Genomic DNA, 18,109 nt, shown 5'->3' on the forward strand with positions numbered 1-18,109 from the left:
TTAGAGTTGATTTTTAATTTTTAGAAGTTCCCCTTTGATGGATTCCAAACGAGCAATAATGTCGAAACTATCTTTTATTTCATCAGGTTTCGATTTCAATTTTTTACGAGCACCATCTAATGTAAAACCTCTTTCTTTTACCAAATGATAAATCATTTGAATATTTTTAATATCATCAGGCGTAAACATTCTGTTACCCTTATTATTTTTTTTAGGCTTTATAACATCAAATTCCTTATCCCAAAAACGAATCAAGGAAGCATTCACATTAAATGCTTTGGCTACTTCGCCAATTTTATAATATCTTTTATCAGGTAAATTTATATCCATTAATCAAATGATTGTCCTTCTTGAGCAGCAATTTTTAACATTTCTTCAAACTCGTCAGGTGTTAAGTTACCATAATAGAAATTAATTGGATTGATCGGTTTTCCATTTTTATGCACTTCATAATGCAAATGTGGTCCTGAAGACCTACCTGTATTACCCACAAACCCAATAAGGTCACCACGTTTAACTTTTTGACCCTGTTTTACATTGTATTTACTTAAGTGAGCGTAAATTGTTTTATAACCATAACCATGGTCTATTTCTATATGCTCACCAAAACCAGAAGCTCTGTTATCTGCCCTATAAATTTTTCCATTTCCTGAGGCATAAATAGGCGTACCAGTAGGTGCCGTAAAATCCATACCCTTATGCATTTTTCTAGCCTTTGTAAATGGATCTGAACGCCATCCATAACCAGAAGCCATACGCGTTAAATCTTCATTATTAACCGGTTGAATTGCAGGAATTGAAGCCAATAATTTTTCCTTATCTTCAGCTAAATTTATTATTTCGTCTAAAGATTTTGATTGAATATAAAGTTGTTTTGAAAGAATATCCATTTTCTTACTTACATCAATTATCATTTCAGAATTTTCAAAACCCTCTAAAGATTTATACCTGTTCACCCCTCCAAATCCAGCTTTTCTTTGTTCATCTGGTATTGGGTTCGCTTCAAAATACAACCTATAAATATCATTATCTCTATGTTGGATACCATCTAAAACATTTTCAATTTGAGCCATCTTCTTATCCAACAACCCGTAACGTAATTTTAAATTTTCTAATTCACGCTTTTGAGCTTTCTCTTTGGGAGATTCTACAAACTGGAAGGAAATAAACATAAAGATTAAGCCGAATGAAATAGCACCTAAAAAAAACACTAGGAATTTTTTAAATTTATCGCGTTTACGTAACACTACTTTCTTATAAGATAGTGTATCAGAATCGTAATAATATTTTACTTTAGCCATAGATTAAAATATGCTATTTTTGTAGCATTTAAAATATACTTTAGAATTGCTTAACAAACAAAGTTACAAAATGTTTTGCAAATGAAAAGTACTTAATTTTTTTAGTTTATAATCAGTACAATATGACTTCACAAAAAATCAGACAACAATTTTTAGATTTTTTTAAAGATAAACAACACAAAATAGTGCCATCGGCTCCTTTAGTTTTAAAGAACGACCCTACATTAATGTTTAATAATGCAGGTATGGTTCCTTTTAAAGAATATTTTTTGGGTCAAAAAACGATAAAAAATAAGCGTATTGCTGACACCCAAAAATGTTTACGTGTATCAGGTAAACATAACGACCTAGAAGAAGTTGGTATTGACACGTATCACCACACATTATTTGAAATGTTAGGCAATTGGAGTTTTGGTGATTATTTCAAAAAAGAAGCTATTGGTTGGGCTTGGGAGTTATTAACGGAAGTATATAAAATTGACAAAACAAAATTATATGTCACCGTTTTTGAAGGAGACAAGCAAGATAATCTAGATTTTGATCAAGAAGCTTATGATTTTTGGAAAAGTCATATTGATGAAGATAGGATTATTAATGGTAATAAAAAAGATAATTTTTGGGAAATGGGTGCTCAAGGGCCCTGTGGACCTTGCTCAGAAATACATGTTGATTTAAGAACTGAAGAAGAAAAAGCTAAAATTCCAGGTAAAGATTTAGTCAACAAAGATCACCCTCAAGTGGTTGAAATATGGAATCTAGTTTTTATGCAGTACAATAGAAAAGCAGATGGTTCCTTAGTCGATTTATCTGCAAAACATATTGATACTGGTATGGGGTTTGAACGTTTATGCATGGCATTACAAGGCGTAACCTCTAATTATGATACTGATGTTTTTACACCTTTAATTAGGGAAGTAGAAACCATTACAAATCACAATTACGGTAAAGACAACGAAACAGATATTGCTATAAGAGTAATTGTTGACCATGTACGTGCTGTTGCTTTTTCAATCTCAGATGGCCAACTGCCGAGTAATACTGGTGCAGGTTATGTAATTAGACGTATTTTACGTAGAGCAATCCGATATGGATTTACTTTTCTCGACCAAAAAGAACCGTTTATCTATAAGTTAACGAAAACCTTGTCTAAGCAAATGGGCGACGTATTTCCGGAAATAAAAAATCAAGAAGTCTTGATACACAATGTTATTAAAGAAGAAGAGCATTCTTTTTTACGAGCGTTAGACCAAGGGCTTTTATTGTTAGATAGGATTATAGATAATACCAAAGACAAGAATATTTCTGGAGGAAAAGCATTCGAATTGTATGATACTTATGGCTTCCCTTTTGATTTAACACAACTTATTGCAAAAGAAAAAGGATATACAGTTGATGAAGAAGGGTTCAATGCCCATATGCAAAAACAAAAAGACCGTTCTAAGGCAGCTTCAGCTGTGGAAACTTCTGATTGGAATGTTTTAGTTGAAGACGAAGAAGAGGAATTTATTGGATATGACAGCTTGAATGCTAAGGTTAAAATTACCCAATATAGGAAAGTTACTACCAAAAAAGATGGCGAAATGTATCAATTGGTATTTAACATGACCCCTTTCTACCCAGAAGGTGGCGGTCAAGTTGGTGATAAAGGGCATCTTGAAATGAACAACGGCGACGTTATTTATGTTTTAGACACTAAAAAAGAGAACAATCTAATAGTTCATTACACGAAGCATTTACCAAAAAATACGACCGAAATATTTAATGCTGTAGTAAATAAAGAACAACGAAAACTGTCAGCTAGTAATCATACTGCGACACATTTATTACACCAGGCATTACGGAAAGTATTAGGAAATCATGTTGAGCAAAAAGGGTCTTTAGTAAAACCTAAATCATTACGTTTTGACTTTTCTCATTTTGCAAAAGTAGAACCTCAACAACTTCAAGAAATAGAAGATTTTGTAAATGCTCGTATTCGTGAAAATCTACCTTTGGTAGAAAAACGCAACATCCCAATTCAAGAAGCTATTGACGAAGGTGCCATGGCTTTATTTGGCGAAAAGTATGGTGATAGTGTTAGAGCTATTAGATTCGGAAAATCTATTGAGTTATGCGGTGGTACTCACGTTCAGCACACTGGCGAAATCTGGTATTTTAAAATAAAATCTGAAAGTGCTGTTGCCGCTGGTATTAGACGAATTGAAGCAATTACCAATGCTGCTGTTGGTGATTATTTTGTAGAGATAGATGAGAATTATGAAGCTATAAAACATGTTTTAAAAAACCCAAAAGAACCTGTAAAGGCTATAGAAAACTTACAAGAGGAAAACGCTAATTTGAAAAAACAAATTGAAGGTTTTTTAAAAGATAAAGCCTCCAATCTAAAAGATGAATTAAAAGATAAAGTTCAACAAATAAATGGTGTAAACTTTATAAGTGCGGAAGTGAGTTTAGATGCCAATAGTGTAAAAGATTTGGCCTTTCAGTTAGGAGGAGAAATTAAAGACTTATTCTTTATTACAGGATCTAATATTGATGGTAAAGCCATTTTAACTATTTATATTTCCAAAAACATTGCTAACGATAAGTTACATGCCGGAAACATTGTACGTGACTTGGGTAAACTAATACAAGGTGGCGGTGGTGGTCAAGCTTTCTTTGCAACAGCTGGCGGTAAAAACCCCTCTGGAATTAAAGAAGCATTAGAGAAAGCAAAAGGATATTTGTAATTAAGTTGATGTATTTGCTAATCCTTAATTTGTTTAATTGATAAAATTATCATTTCGATAAAGGAAAAGCCTATCAAAATCATGGTGACAATTCGTAATATTGCTTGTACCTCGGAATGACAAAGATTAATGGAATTTCCGTATTAGAAATATTCAAGGCAATCTGTATTTTATTCTTAACACCAATCAATGAAACTGAAAACGGAAATACCTATTAAAAAACAAAGTAACCCAATTACATATGATAGCAATATCATTCTAATTGGCTCTTGTTTTTCTGATAATATTGGTGAGCAATTGAATTATTATAAGTTCAATACATCTGTAAACCCAAATGGTATTTTGTTTAATCCAGTTTCTATTGAAAATACGATAAAAGCCGCGGTTAACAAACGAGTATACACCAAAGATGATCTTGTTTTTCATGATGGTTTATGGCATAGTTTTAACCACCATTCTAAGTTTTCAGAACCTACACCTGATGTATCAAAAAAAAACAAAAATGTATTCGATTTTTATGAGGCTCTCAAATCAGCGACTCATATATTTATTACACTTGGTACAGCTTGGGCTTATCGACATTTAGAATCAAATACTATTGTGGCAAACTGTCATAAAATACCACAAGTAGCATTTAAAAAAGAGTTGCTAACCGTTGCTGAAATTGAAAAAAATTTGGTTTCAATACTTGAACTGGTAAAAACGGTAAATATAAAGGTTTCCGTAACCTTTACGGTAAGCCCTGTCCGTCATTTAAAGGATGGATTTATTGAAAATCAGCAAAGCAAAGCTCATTTGTTGTCCGCCATTCACAACGTAATAAACAGCAACAATGTCGCCTATTTTCCAGCTTATGAAATAATGATGGATGATTTACGTGATTATCGTTTTTACAAACAGGATATGGTGCATCCTAATAAATTGGCTATCAATTATATTTGGGAAAAATTTACCGATGTTTTTATGTCTGAGGACACTATTAAAATAATGTCTAAAGTAAATCAATTACAAAAAGATTTAGCACATAGACCTATACATCCACAAAGTGAAAGTCATCAAAAATTTGTTGATGCTACTTCAAAGAAATTAAAAACCTTTAAAGAAAACCATCCAAATATTATTTTTTAACCTACATGTGTTTGTCCACATTTTGCCAAGGACCACCATTTATACAATCGATACCGTGTTCTTTTAAAATACTTTCGGCACTTCCGCTTCTTGCACCACTTCTACAACAAGTAATTACTGGTTTATTTAAGGCTTTAATTTCATCTATATGATTCTGAATAGTATCTAAAACAATGTTTTTTGAACCTTCAACATGACCTTCACTGTATTCTGCAACCGTTCTTACATCAATAACCACTGCTCCTTTTTTAAGGTATTCTTCTATATTATTACTACCCCCTGATCCAAATAAATTAAATAATCCCATATTTCTATTTTTAAGTTTAAGATTGCAAATGTAAGTATAAAATTGATTTACATACTGTAACTCTTGTTACCAAAGTGATTAAAGTAATCAATTAAAATCTTGCATAATTTTCTTTAATAACAAAATAAATCCCGCTCAAGGCGGGATTTATTGTACTAATTCTATTTAATTTTTTAACGTGTAAAAAGCATTTCTCTATACTTAGTTAAGGTCCAAAGTTCATCATCAATCATAATTTCTAATTTATCACAATGGTATCTAATATCGTCGAAATAAGGCTTAACCTTATTACAATAAGCATCAGCAGCTTTTTGACCTTCCAATTTATTAGCCTTCTTACGTTCTTCAATCATTGCATTAATTTTCGAGTTAATTTCCGATATATGCTCTGAAATTTCTCTAATAAGTTTAATTTGCTCACCAGCTTCTTTTTTATAGTCCTGTTCAAAGATCTCTTTTAATCCTTTTACATTTTCTATTAACATGTTTTGATATTTTACAGCTGTTGGTATTACATGATTTCTAGCAATATCACCCAACACTCTGCCTTCAATTTGAATATGCATTGTATATTCTTCCAATTCTATTTCATGCCTTGCCTCTACTTCTACCTTACTCATTACCTCCATTTCTTCATATAAAGCTAAAGTTTTTTTAGATATTTGAGCTTTTAAAGCTTCTGGCGTAGTTTTATTATTACTTAGACCCCTTTTCTTAGCTTCTTTTTCCCATTCTGCACCGTAACCATTTCCTTCAAATAAAACTTTCTTAGAAGATTTAATGTATTCTCTTAACACATTAAATATTGCTTCGTCTTTCTTTAAATCTTTCTTTTTAATTAAAGCGTCAACTTCTATTTTAAAATCTTTTAATTGCTTGGCAACAATAGTATTTAAAACAGTCATTGGTATCGCACAATTTGCCGTAGACCCCACCGCTCTAAATTCAAATTTATTACCTGTAAAAGCAAAAGGAGAAGTTCTATTTCTATCTGTATTATCTAACAATACATCAGGAATTTTACCAACTACATTCAATTTTAAATCTGTTTTTTCTTCAGGAGAAAGCTTACCATTAGTAACCCCTTCTAATTCTTGTAATACTTTGGTCAATTGCTCACCAATAAAAACCGATATAATAGCAGGTGGTGCTTCATTTGCACCTAACCTGTGGTCATTACTTGCAGAAGCAATTGTTGCTCTTAACAATTCTTCATTATCATAAACCGCTTTTATGGTATTGATAAAGAAGGTTAAAAATTGTAGGTTACTCATTGGTGTTTTACCTGGTCCTAATAAGTTAATACCAGTATCTGTAGAAAGTGACCAGTTATTATGTTTACCTGACCCATTTACACCTGCAAAAGGCTTTTCATGAAAAAGTACTTTAAAATTGTGACGAGAGGCAACCTTACCCATTACATCCATTAATAAGGAATTATGATCTACTGCTAAATTAGACTCTTCATAAATAGGTGCCAATTCAAATTGATTTGGGGCAACTTCGTTATGACGTGTTTTAACGGGTATACCCAACAACATACATTCTGTTTCCAAATCGCGCATATAGTTTAATGCCCTCGTAGGAATTGATCCAAAATAATGATCATCTAATTGTTGACCTTTAGCAGGAGAATGACCTAATAAGGTACGGCCTGTTAATATAATATCAGGTCTTGATGCTGCTAATGCTTTATCAATTAAAAAGTATTCTTGTTCCCATCCTAAAGAAGCAGTTACTTTTTTTACATTTTTATCAAAATACTTACAAACTGCAGTAGCTGATTTATCAATTGCTTGTAATGCTCTTAGTAATGGTGTTTTATTATCTAAAGCCTCACCTGTATAGGCAACAAATATAGTAGGAATAGACAATGTTGTTCCAAAGATAAATGCAGGAGAAGTTGGATCCCAAGCAGTATATCCTCTTGCTTCAAAAGTGTTTCTAATTCCCCCATTCGGAAAACTAGATGCATCTGGCTCTTGTTGAACTAATTCAGAACCTCCAAATTTTTCAACTGCTAAACCGTTACCTATAGTTTCAAAAAAGGCATCATGTTTTTCAGCGGTACCTCCAGTTAATGGTTGAAACCAATGTGTATAATGAGTTACTCCTTTAGACAAAGCCCAATCTTTCATAGAAGAAGCTACTTGATCAGCAATCTTTCTATCTATTTTTGTACCATCTTGGATAGCACTCATAACACCTTGATAGGCTTCTTTAGTTAAATACTGACGCATTGTACTTTCATTAAATACATTTTCGCCAAATAACTCAGAGCGTTTTATACTTTCGTCAACCTCAACAGGTTTTCTATTTAAAGCTTCTTTTAAAGCATGAAATCTTAATACTGCCATAATTTATAATTATTTAGTTTAAACAAAATTAGCGATTTTCAATGAAACTTATTATAAATATTTCTCAATTTTATAGGGTTTTTTTTATATATTTTTAACCTACCCCCCTAAATAAATCGGGGTATCTGTAAAAATATAGTATTAATGTCGATTTTCAATCCTCAAATTTCCATAGTACTTTATAAATATTTATTTTTGTCTGAATATTTTAAAACTTAAAATACTTATAAATTATGGCTAAAATAAAATTAGAATACATTTGGTTGGATGGATACTTCCCAACACAAAACATGAGAAGTAAAACCAAAGTAGAAGAACATGAAAATTTCAAAGGAACTGTTGAAGAAATAGGAAATTGGTCTTTTGATGGTTCATCTACTAAACAAGCTTCAGGTGGATCATCTGACTGTATTTTAAAGCCAATTGCAATTTACCCAGACCCAACACGTATTAATGGTTATTTAGTAATGAATGAGGTTATGAACGCTGATGGAACTCCACATGAATCTAACGCACGTGCTACAATTGAAGATGACGATAATGATTTCTGGTTCGGATTTGAACAAGAATACTTTATAATGAATACAAATACTGGATTACCATTAGGTTTTCCAAGAGGTGGTTACCCTGCTCCGCAAGGAATGTACTACTGTTCAGTTGGTGGATTACATACTCACGGACGTGATATAGTTGAAGAGCATGCTGATTTATGTATTGAAGCTGGCTTAAACTTTGAAGGTATTAACCAAGAAGTTGCCTCTGGACAATGGGAATATCAATTATTTGCAAAAGGAGCTAAGAAAGCAGGAGATGAAATCTGGGTTTCTAGATATCTACTAGATCGTTTAACTGAAGGTCGCGGAATGTACATCGAGTACCATCCAAAACCACTAGGAGATACTGACTGGAATGGATCTGGAATGCACGCTAATTTTTCTAATACAATCTTAAGAACTTGTGGTTCTAAAGATAAATATATTGAAATATGTGAGGCTTTCCGCCCACTAGTAAAAGAACATATTTCTATTTATGGAGAATTTAATGATCAACGTTTAACTGGTAAGCATGAGACAGCTTCAATCAATGATTTCTCTTGGGGAGTTTCAGATAGAGGTGCGTCTATACGTATTCCAATTATCGTTGTAGAAAATGGATACAAAGGATGGTTAGAAGACCGTCGTCCATCTTCAAACTCTGACCCATACAAAGTTGCTGCAAGAATTATTGAAACAGTTAAACCCATAAAATAATTTTTCTAACTTTTAATATTAAAAAAACACCGCAATTGCGGTGTTTTTTTATTTAAATATATGTTTATATCTCAGATAACATCACTCCAAAATAAGAATTATTTTTAGGATGCAGCAAAGGAAAGGTAAATAAAAGTTAGATATACAAATAAAAGTATCAAGCCTTTATATCTAGAAATTTCCAATTTTTTAGGCATAAATACTAAGGGTAATAACAACACTGCGATAGCTAACATCCAAATAATATCATTCGATAAAAGTGCCGTATCATTAACATGTATTGGTGTAATTATTGCTGTTAAGCCCAACACAGATGCTATATTAAAAATATTAGAACCAATTAAATTACCTATCGAAATTGCTTTTTCTTTACGAAGAGCTGCTATTACTGAAGCTGCTAATTCAGGAACACTCGTACCTAAAGCTACCATACTAACTCCTATTACTCGTTCACTTACGCCCAATTTTGTTGCAATATCAACAGCTCCTTTCACTAACAATTCTGATCCAAAATACAATGCCGTACCTCCAATGATTAGCCATACTATAATTTTAAATCCCGATGTTTCACTAAGTGATTCATCAACCTCTTCAACAGCTACATTTTTATTATCCTTTCTTGATAATCTAATCATGAAATAAATAAAAGCTATTAATGAAACGAACAAAATTCCACCTTCAACCTGGGTTAAAACATTATCATTTATTAGAAAAAAGTAAAGTGCCAATGATGAAATAACCATCATTGGCCAATTCATTTTATAAAAATCTTTATCGACCGTTAAAGGAGAAATAATTGCAGTTATACCTAAAACCAAAGCTATATTAGCAATATTAGAACCGACCACATTACTCAAAGACAGATCTGGATGACCATCTAAGGCAGCCTGTAAACTAACCAATAATTCTGGTGCAGATGTAGCAAAAGAAACCACGGTCATACCAATAACTAATTTGGAGAGCTTCAATTTAAATGAAAGTCCTACTGAAGATCTTACCAGAAACTCACCACCAATTACTAATAATATTAATCCTGCTATTAAATAAAAAATGCTCATAGATATTGTTTCCGCAAATATACTATTTGATTTGATAATTTAAGTTGAATAATTTATACCTAGTTAAATATTTCTTAAAATAACTACTTTTATAGTTGATTAACTAAAACAATAGTTTAAGTTTGTAGAAATATTTAGTTAAATGGACAAACTTACCACCAAAGAAGAAGAATTAATGCAAATTTTATGGAAGCTAAAAAAGGCCTTTGTTAAAGAACTTGTTGCTGAAATTCCTGAACCTAAACCTCATTACAATACCGTTTCCACGGTAATACGAAAAATGGAAGAAAAAGGGTTTATTGCACATGAAGCTTTTGGTAATACACACAGGTATTATCCAAAAATATCAAAAGAAGACTATAGAAAAGGTTATTTTTCTAATGCTATTGATAATTATTTTGGAAATTCTTATAAAAATGTAGTCTCCTTTTTTGCGAAAGAAGAAAAAATTAGTGCTGATGAATTGCGAGAAATCATAAAAATTATTGAATCCAAAAAAGACTAACATTATGGACTACTTTTTAAAGGCAAATGGACTCGTTATTTTATGGATTGTTTTTTATTACTTATTTCTAAGGAATGAAACCTTTTACAATTCGATAAGAACCTATTTTTTGGTGGGATTGCTATTTATACTTTCCATTCCACTGATTGAAATCCCCATCTATATTGAAAAAACAGTTTCGAATATTAATTATATTCTAATTGAAGGCTCAACAACATTGAACACACCTATTGAGCAATCATTTGATTGGTTGCAAATAATGACAATTATTTACCTAGTTGGCGTTGTCTTTTTTACTGCTAAATTTATGATGCAATTATTTTCTTTAAGTAAATTAATTTCAAGGCATAAAATATTTAATGAAGGCAACTATAAATTAGTTGAAACTGAGAAGGATATCTCACCATTTTCATTTTTTAAATATATAATTTACAACAAAAGCCAATTCACTCAAAATGAACTAAAGCAAATCATTACGCACGAAAAAACACATGTAAAGCAATGGCACTCTATTGATACTTTACTTATTTATATTTTACAAATTGTTTTTTGGTTTAACCCTTTTGCATGGCTTTACAAAAGAGGAGCTCAACAAAACTTAGAATTTTTGGCAGATGTATCAGCAAGTCGACAATCATTCAATTTAAAACAATATCAATTTACTTTACTTAAAGCAAGTAATACGTATCATTACGAAGCTATTACTAATAATTTTTACAACTCATTAATAAAAAAACGTATCGTTATGTTAAACAAATCAAAATCGAAAAAAATAAATTATTTAAAATATTTCTTAATACTACCTTTATTAGCGGTATTTCTATTTGCTTTTAACACAAAAACTGTAGCTCAAGAAAAAGAAAAAAAGCAATCTCAATGGGTAGTATCTGCAGGTGTTTCCATTGATAAAAACACTTCAGACACAAAATTAAAAGAAATTAAAAGCACCTATAATAAAAAAGGAGTGGAATTAAGGTACAAAACAAAACGTAATTCTAATAATGAAATCATTAAAATTGATATTACACTTAAAGACGAAAAAGGAAAAGTGGCATGGACTGAGAATAACAATGCCCCTATTAAACCATTTGAAATTATTTACACTCCGGAAACAAAAGAAAAATCAATTAGAGCAGTAAATAGTTTAAAAACAACAACAGTTGTTGGTTATGCTCAAAGTAATAATGAAACAGAACCTTTGTATATTGTTAATGGTAAAGAAAGCTCAAAAGAAGTATCCGAATTGATTAATCCTGATGAAATTAAGAGTGTAAGTGTTTTAAAAGATAAAAGTGCTTCTGACAAATACGGCGATAAAGGTAAAAATGGTGTTGTTGAAATTAAAACAAGCAAAATTAACAAATCAGATGAAAAATCCAAAAGTAAAAGTGAATGGAAAATCAATTCTGGGAGTCGTATTGAGAAAAAAACTGATAGTCTTAGTGAATGGAATGTAACTGCTGTTAGAAATAATGTTGCTTTTTCTACACCTGACACCTTATATCGGTACGAAAAAAAGGATTCTATGCTTTCTCTTGACATGGATAATTCAACTTTTCATCCATTATACATTATTGATGGAAAAGAAAGCACTAAATTGGAAGTTGAAAATCTAGACCAGCAAAGAATTGCTTCTGTTTCTGTATGGAAAGGCGATCAAGCAACGGCACAATATGGCACCAAAGGAAAAGATGGTGTTATAAGCATCATAACCAATAATTCCAAAAAAATAAAGCCTACCGTTCAATTGAGCAGTAAAGCTTTATATGTTTTAAATGGTAGAGAAACTACAAAAGAAGCCATAGAGCTTATTTTACCTGATGACATTGCGAGTGTAAATGTCATTAAAAATGAAAATGCTATTACTAAATATGGTGATAAAGGTAAAAATGGCGTAGTTGAAATCAAGACAAAAATTATCTACAGAAATCAGATAAATATTGACAGTAAAAACCCTTCAATTATATTCGGTGAAGAACCTCTAATTATTATAAATGGAAAAGAAAGCTCCATTGAAATGAAGAAAGCGTTAAATCCCGATAATATCAAGAGCATGAATGTCTTAAAAGATAAAAATGCCACAGAAAAATATGGAGACAAAGGCAAAAATGGTGTTATTGAAATCACCTTAAAAAAAGAATAAGATAAAAACGTACTTTATTAAGTTCACGCTCTGTTTTACAGAGCGTTTTTTATGTAATTTTGTAATGTGAAAAAGCATATATTCAAAATAGTAGCAAAATTGAACAAATTACTATTGCCAAGTCTCTCTAAAAAAGAGATTGACTTGAGCAAAGCTAGCAAGCTACAATTGGCTTTAATCGGCTGGCGTTATTATGTTACCAAAAACAGTTTAGATTCCAACTAACTTTTCGTATCTTTAAATAAAATTATTATCATGGACAATACTTCTAAACATATCAAATTCTTTACAGGCTCTTTAATTGAAATTCAACGTTTACAATTAGATTTGGATGACAAGGAAATCCCATCATTGGTAAAAAACAATTTTGAATCAGGATTACGTTCTGGTTTTTATGGAGGATCACCATCTCAAGTACAATTATTTATCTATCAAGAAGATTTTGATAAGGCGAAACCCATTCTTGAAAGTTTCAAAAAAGAAATGGGAATATAAATTTCTTAGACTTATTCTTTTATTATCTCAAAAAAGGAATATATTTGCACTCCAAATAAAAAATTGGCCTCGTAGCATAACTGAATAATGCACTTGATTACGGCTCAAGAGATTATAGGTTTGAATCCTATCGAGGTCACGAATAAACGTTTTAATAAGAAAAAACGCCAAGCTTGCTTGAGCGTTTTTTTGTTTAAAATATTTTCAAAGCGGAGCTTTGTAGGATCATGACCGCAGGAAGCTATCCTATCAAGGTCACATCACAAACAAAATCACGTCCCAAAGGGCGTGATTTTTTATTTTGTGTAGAAATCGAGCTCGCTCGAAATTTCGAAATAAAATAAAAAATTAGGGCGACAGCCCGTGGTTTTGTATTTGCAAAAGAGAGTTTATTCTGGATATACAATCCTATCGAGGTCACGAATAAATATTAAAATAAGAAAAAACGCCAAGTTCGCTTGAGCGTTTTTTTGTTTATAATATTTTCAATCCCGAACCGTCGGGAGGAGCTTTGTTGGATCATGACCAAAGGGAGTAATCCTATCGAGGTCACATCACAAACAAAATCACATCCCAAAAGGCGTGATTTTTTATTTTGCGTAGAAATCGAGCTCGCTCGAAATTTAGGAATAAAATAAAAAATTAGGGCGACAGCCCGTGGTTTTGTATTTGCAAAAGAGAGTTTATTCTGGCTATACAATCCTATTAAGGTCACTTTAAGCACAAAACAACGTCTCGAAAGGCGTGGTTCTTTTTTTATAGAAAAATGGAACCCGCTCGCATTTTTAATATAAAAAAACTAGAACGATAGCCTGTTGTTTTGAATTTACAAAAGAGCGTTTATTTAGGGTCATGAAAAAAAACCTATCGAAATCACTAATAAATGGAAAAGCAAGCAAAATCATTAAGCTTGCTTTTTTGATTTTGTAGCATTGTTATTTTAAGAGCAGAGCTTTGTTAGGTTGCCTTGGCAATCCTATTGAAGTTAGGTTACCCTAAACCTAAAATCAAGTTCCAAAGAACCTGGTTCTTTTTTATAAAAAAATCGAACCCGTTCGAAATTTCAATTAAAATAAGAACTAGGGCGACAGGCTGTGGTTTTACATTTGTAAAAGAGCGTTTATTCAAGATCATGTATTAATTCTATTAAGGTTAGATTAAGCACAAAAACAAAATAACAATAATATCCTTTTACCTTTCTCTTCCTATATTTACATTGTCTACCTTTTTTTTACAAACTATATTTTAATACTAAAATCCCACCAATTAAATACACCTATTGTAAAAGTCTTTATAATTTCTTTTAATAAAATTACAAGTTTATGGGTAATTCCTTTTAATCGAATAAGATACTATCGATTTGCATTTCGTTCTTATTCCTTAATTTTTAAGCTCATACATATTATATATAAAATAAGTTAGCATAATTTGCTACCCAATTTTTAATTTTTCACCACGGCTACTCTTTTTTAATTTGTATTCTAAATAAATATTGAAATTATTTTGTATTACTAATTAAAAAGAATATATTTGGCAAACCAATCTGGTAAACCAATTTGGAGAACCAATTTGGAGAACCAAATTTTTCTTTGAAATTTAAATACCATTACTAAAAATTAATCTATTTAAAAGGTTGATGTATACCTAAAGTAAAGCCACAATATTATTTTGATTTGGAGCAAACTTCAAACTAAAAGATACTTTACCATAAATGCAATATTTAAAATTATCAAATACTAACTTAAGTTAAATAATTATGATGAAAAACAAAGTAAAATTAGTGAGGGCTTACCTTTTGACTTTCCTGCTTTTTACAGCAGCTATGGCCAACGCCCAACAAAAAAGCGTTACTGGAAAGGTAACCGCTGCTGATGACGGAATGCCATTACCGGGAGTTAATATTTCCGTAAAAGGAAGTACTACAGGAGCCTCAACAGATTTTGATGGTTTATATTCAATCGATGTATCTGGTAACGATGCAGTACTTATCTATAGCTTCATCGGTTTTGTAACCCAAGAAGTGCCAGTGGGTTCACAATCTGAAATTAATGTAATTCTTCAAGCTGACAATAATGAGCTGGATGAAGTTGTTGTGGTTGGATATGGAACTCGAAAAAAGAGTGATATTACTGGAGCTGTATCTTCAGTTAAGTCTGAAGAATTAACTGCATTTCCCGTAGCTAGTGCAGAACAAGCACTTCAAGGACGTGCAGCCGGTGTTGTTGTGCAATCTAATAATGGTGGTGAACCTGGAGCTCCTATCAACATAAAAATTAGAGGAAATACTTCTATTAATGCAAGTAGCTCACCTCTAATTGTTGTAGATGGTTTTGTAGGTGCAAGTATGCCACAAGCGAACGACATTGAATCTATGGAAGTGTTGAAAGATGCGTCTGCAACAGCCATATATGGTTCTAGAGGTTCAAATGGTGTGGTTTTAGTAACTACTAAAAAAGGTAAAAGTGGTAGATTAAACGTTGAGCTTAACACTTCTTATGCAGTTCAAAATGTTTCTAACAGATTGGATTTACTTAATGCAAATGAATTTACTGATTATCAAAACCAGGTTAGAGCTAACAATGGTGTTTCTTCAAGTTACCCACAAGGTACTGCTGATACTGACTGGCAAGACTTAATTTATTCTACAGGTAGTACTCAGAATCACCAACTTTCTTTTTCAGGTGGTAGTGATAAAATTAATTTTTATGCTTCTACCAATTATTTTAAACAAGATGGGATTATTATAAATTCTGATTATATCAAACTATCATTCTTGTCAAATATTGATGCACAAGTTACAGATAAGTTAAAATTAGGTATGAACCTTTCAGGAAATAGATCAACTAAAAATGGTGCCTCTACTAAATCAGACGGTTCTGTTTCTGCGGGTGGAGATGACATCATTACATTAGCAATGAGATATGCACCAGACCAACCAGTATATAATGATGATGGTAGTTATAATTTCGGTAATACTGTAGGAGATCCAGTTGATAATCCATATGCAATTGCTAAAGAAAGAATAGACGAAACTAAAGCTGATAACTTTAGAGCGAATTTTTATGCAAATTATGATATTATAGAAAATCTTACTTTTAAGACTACATTTGGCTTTAGTACTGATAATTCTACTAATGGAATTTACTTACCAAAAGTATTGACGCAGACTGCAGGTGGAGACGGAGGAAGAGCTATAGTTGAAACTGATAAAAAAACTAGTGTTTTGAGCGAAAACTACTTAACCTATAATACAGAGTTGGGAAAAGGAAATTTAACTTTATTAGCTGGTTACTCTTATCAAAAAACTGTTTCAGAAAATTTTTATTCAGAAGCAACAGGCTTTATTACAGATGCTTTTTCTTATTACGGTCTAGGCTCTGCTACAAATGTATTACAGCCTGATTCTTCAATTTCAACAGTAGAAATTCAATCTCAATTCGGTAGGGTTAACTACGATTATGATGATAAATATTTACTAACGGCTACTGTAAGACGAGATGGAGCTTCTAATTTTGCAGCAAATGAAAAATACGCAATTTTTCCTTCAGCAGCTATTGGTTGGAAAATGTCGAATGAAAGTTTTCTAAAAGATAGTGAAACTATATCTAACTTAAAATTAAGAGCTAGTTATGGTGTAACTGGTAACCCATCTATTGGTGCTTACGAATCTTTAGCTAGATTTGAAACACTATATGCTTCTAGCAATGGAGAAACCGTCAGTGCAATTACACCAGAACAACCTGAAAACCCAGATTTAAAATGGGAATCTTCTTACCAAACAAATATCGGTGTAGACTTAGGTTTCTTAAATAATAGATTTACACTTTCGTTAGATTATTATAATATTGATACTAAAGATTTAATTTTAACTGACAATAGTATAACTGAATATTTAGGATATACAGGAGATGACATTTTAGCGAATGTAGGTGAGATTAATAATAAAGGATTTGAAATTGCTTTAAGTACTAGAAATATATCTACTGATAATTTTAGATGGACTACAGATTTCAATTGGGCAACTAATAAAAACGAAGTGGTACAATTAGTTAACAATGCAGATTTATTTTACAATGCTGCTCCAAGCTACTTTAGTCATGATAGAAGTTATGTTTTAAGAGTTGGTGAAGAAGTTGGACTTTTCTGGGGCTATGACTACGCTGGTGTTTTTCAAGGCGGATCAGCACCAACAGGTACTGCAACTTTATCAGGTGGTGTAGCAGGTGACCCATTGTTCGTAGATCAAGATAGTAGTGGTGATATTACTGAAGCTGATAGAACAACTATAGGTAACCCTAATGCAGATTACACTTTTGGTATCACGAATAACTTTACTTACAAGAATTTTGACATGAGTATCTTTTTTCAAGGTTCACAAGGTGGAGATATTTTCAATATGACTAATGTACAGTTGACTAACGGAGATGCAAATACTACTAGAGACTATTTTAATAGTGCTTGGACATCTTCTAATACTGACACTAACACTCCTCGCGTTGGAAACAATAGTAATAGAGAAATTTCTTCTCGTTTTGTTGAGGACGGAAGTTATGTTAGATTAAAAAATATAGCAGTTGGTTATAATCTACCTTCAGATGTTATAGAAAAATTAGGAATGGAAAATATAAGATTGTCTTTTAGTGCACAAAACTTATTGACTTTCACAAATTATTCAGGCTTAGATCCAGAAGTGAGCTACTTTGGTAGAGGTGGAAATAACAACACATCGCAGAATACAGCTCAAGGGTTTGATTTTGGGAATTATCCAACAGTTAAGTCTTTTAATTTTAGTCTTAATATTAAATTTTAATTATAACTCAAAAAAACAATATATAA

The 18,109-nt window shown here is 31.7% G+C and carries 12 protein-coding genes and 1 tRNA gene; 8 read left to right on the top strand and 5 right to left on the bottom strand.

Features of this window, described 5'->3' with window-relative positions; all coding sequences use genetic code 11:
• Positions 1-330 (bottom strand): MerR family transcriptional regulator, encoded by a 330-nt coding sequence (locus D3P13_RS02610; RefSeq protein ID WP_117879736.1) that lies wholly within the window; start codon positions 328-330, stop codon positions 1-3.
• Positions 330-1,301 carry a M23 family metallopeptidase gene (locus D3P13_RS02615; protein ID WP_117879737.1) on the bottom strand — a complete coding sequence of 324 codons (972 nt, stop codon included), beginning with the start codon at positions 1,299-1,301 and terminating at the stop codon, positions 330-332. Before D3P13_RS02615 ends, D3P13_RS02610 begins: the two co-directional genes overlap by 1 nt.
• Positions 1,302-1,423: 122 nt before the next feature.
• On the opposite strand from D3P13_RS02615, the gene alaS reads away from it, so the two are divergent.
• On the top strand, positions 1,424-4,030 hold the full coding sequence (alaS, locus tag D3P13_RS02620) for an alanine--tRNA ligase (protein WP_117879738.1): 2,607 nt from the start codon (positions 1,424-1,426) through the stop codon (positions 4,028-4,030).
• A 189-nt stretch (positions 4,031-4,219) separates the two neighbouring features.
• On the top strand, positions 4,220-5,158 hold the full coding sequence (locus D3P13_RS02625) for a GSCFA domain-containing protein (RefSeq protein ID WP_117879739.1): 939 nt from the start codon (positions 4,220-4,222) through the stop codon (positions 5,156-5,158).
• 1 nt (position 5,159) lies between these two features.
• Here D3P13_RS02625 and D3P13_RS02630 read toward each other — a convergent pair whose 3' ends face one another.
• A complete protein-coding gene (locus tag D3P13_RS02630; protein WP_117879740.1) occupies positions 5,160-5,465 on the bottom strand; it encodes a rhodanese-like domain-containing protein in 306 nt (101 codons plus the stop codon).
• 173 nt (positions 5,466-5,638) lie between these two features.
• Positions 5,639-7,822: a glutamine synthetase III family protein gene (locus D3P13_RS02635; protein ID WP_117879741.1), complete on the bottom strand. Its 2,184-nt coding sequence runs from the start codon at positions 7,820-7,822 to the stop codon at positions 5,639-5,641.
• Positions 7,823-8,055: 233 nt separating this feature from the next.
• Here D3P13_RS02635 and D3P13_RS02640 point away from each other — a divergent pair, with 233 nt between their 5' ends.
• Complete coding sequence (locus D3P13_RS02640; protein WP_117879742.1) at positions 8,056-9,072, top strand: glutamine synthetase beta-grasp domain-containing protein; 1,017 nt, start codon at positions 8,056-8,058, stop codon at positions 9,070-9,072.
• Positions 9,073-9,176: 104 nt separating this feature from the next.
• Here the strand turns inward: D3P13_RS02640 and D3P13_RS02645 are convergent, their stop codons facing one another.
• Positions 9,177-10,130 carry a calcium/sodium antiporter gene (locus D3P13_RS02645; protein ID WP_117879743.1) on the bottom strand — a complete coding sequence of 318 codons (954 nt, stop codon included), beginning with the start codon at positions 10,128-10,130 and terminating at the stop codon, positions 9,177-9,179.
• Between the two features lie 142 nt (positions 10,131-10,272).
• Here D3P13_RS02645 and D3P13_RS02650 point away from each other — a divergent pair, with 142 nt between their 5' ends.
• The 5 genes from D3P13_RS02650 to D3P13_RS02675 all read left to right on the top strand — a co-directional run bounded on the left by D3P13_RS02650 (position 10,273) and on the right by D3P13_RS02675 (position 18,083).
• The gene (locus D3P13_RS02650; protein WP_117879744.1) at positions 10,273-10,635 is read left to right on the top strand and encodes a BlaI/MecI/CopY family transcriptional regulator; all 363 of its coding nucleotides are present in this window, start codon (positions 10,273-10,275) and stop codon (positions 10,633-10,635) included.
• A 4-nt stretch (positions 10,636-10,639) separates the two neighbouring features.
• Positions 10,640-12,778, top strand: coding sequence for a M56 family metallopeptidase (locus D3P13_RS02655; protein WP_157972813.1), 2,139 nt, complete (start codon positions 10,640-10,642; stop codon positions 12,776-12,778).
• Between the two features lie 255 nt (positions 12,779-13,033).
• Positions 13,034-13,273, top strand: a complete 240-nt coding sequence (locus D3P13_RS02665) for a putative signal transducing protein (RefSeq protein ID WP_117879747.1) — start codon at positions 13,034-13,036, stop codon at positions 13,271-13,273.
• 65 nt (positions 13,274-13,338) lie between these two features.
• Positions 13,339-13,412, top strand: a tRNA-Arg gene (locus tag D3P13_RS02670).
• Positions 13,413-15,029: 1,617 nt separating this feature from the next.
• The gene (locus D3P13_RS02675) at positions 15,030-18,083 is read left to right on the top strand and encodes a SusC/RagA family TonB-linked outer membrane protein (protein WP_232829116.1); all 3,054 of its coding nucleotides are present in this window, start codon (positions 15,030-15,032) and stop codon (positions 18,081-18,083) included.
• Positions 18,084-18,109: the final 26 nt, after the last annotated feature.

The organism is Aureibaculum luteum (assembly GCF_003449015.1).
Lineage (GTDB): Bacteria > Bacteroidota > Bacteroidia > Flavobacteriales > Flavobacteriaceae > Aureibaculum > Aureibaculum luteum.

What these genes read in the sequence shown, in the direction of transcription:
- alaS (WP_117879738.1), top strand. Translation starts at nt 1,424, where the DNA reads ATGACTTCACAAAAAATCAGACAACAATTTTTAGATTTTTTTAAAGAT.
- D3P13_RS02655 (WP_157972813.1), top strand. Translation starts at nt 10,640, where the DNA reads ATGGACTACTTTTTAAAGGCAAATGGACTCGTTATTTTATGGATTGTT.
- D3P13_RS02615 (WP_117879737.1), bottom strand. Translation starts at nt 1,301, where the DNA reads ATGGCTAAAGTAAAATATTATTACGATTCTGATACACTATCTTATAAG.
- D3P13_RS02640 (WP_117879742.1), top strand. Translation starts at nt 8,056, where the DNA reads ATGGCTAAAATAAAATTAGAATACATTTGGTTGGATGGATACTTCCCA.
- D3P13_RS02625 (WP_117879739.1), top strand. Translation starts at nt 4,220, where the DNA reads ATGAAACTGAAAACGGAAATACCTATTAAAAAACAAAGTAACCCAATT.
- D3P13_RS02610 (WP_117879736.1), bottom strand. Translation starts at nt 330, where the DNA reads ATGGATATAAATTTACCTGATAAAAGATATTATAAAATTGGCGAAGTA.
- D3P13_RS02665 (WP_117879747.1), top strand. Translation starts at nt 13,034, where the DNA reads ATGGACAATACTTCTAAACATATCAAATTCTTTACAGGCTCTTTAATT.
- D3P13_RS02675 (WP_232829116.1), top strand. Translation starts at nt 15,030, where the DNA reads ATGATGAAAAACAAAGTAAAATTAGTGAGGGCTTACCTTTTGACTTTC.
- D3P13_RS02635 (WP_117879741.1), bottom strand. Translation starts at nt 7,822, where the DNA reads ATGGCAGTATTAAGATTTCATGCTTTAAAAGAAGCTTTAAATAGAAAA.
- D3P13_RS02645 (WP_117879743.1), bottom strand. Translation starts at nt 10,130, where the DNA reads ATGAGCATTTTTTATTTAATAGCAGGATTAATATTATTAGTAATTGGT.
- D3P13_RS02630 (WP_117879740.1), bottom strand. Translation starts at nt 5,465, where the DNA reads ATGGGATTATTTAATTTATTTGGATCAGGGGGTAGTAATAATATAGAA.
- D3P13_RS02650 (WP_117879744.1), top strand. Translation starts at nt 10,273, where the DNA reads ATGGACAAACTTACCACCAAAGAAGAAGAATTAATGCAAATTTTATGG.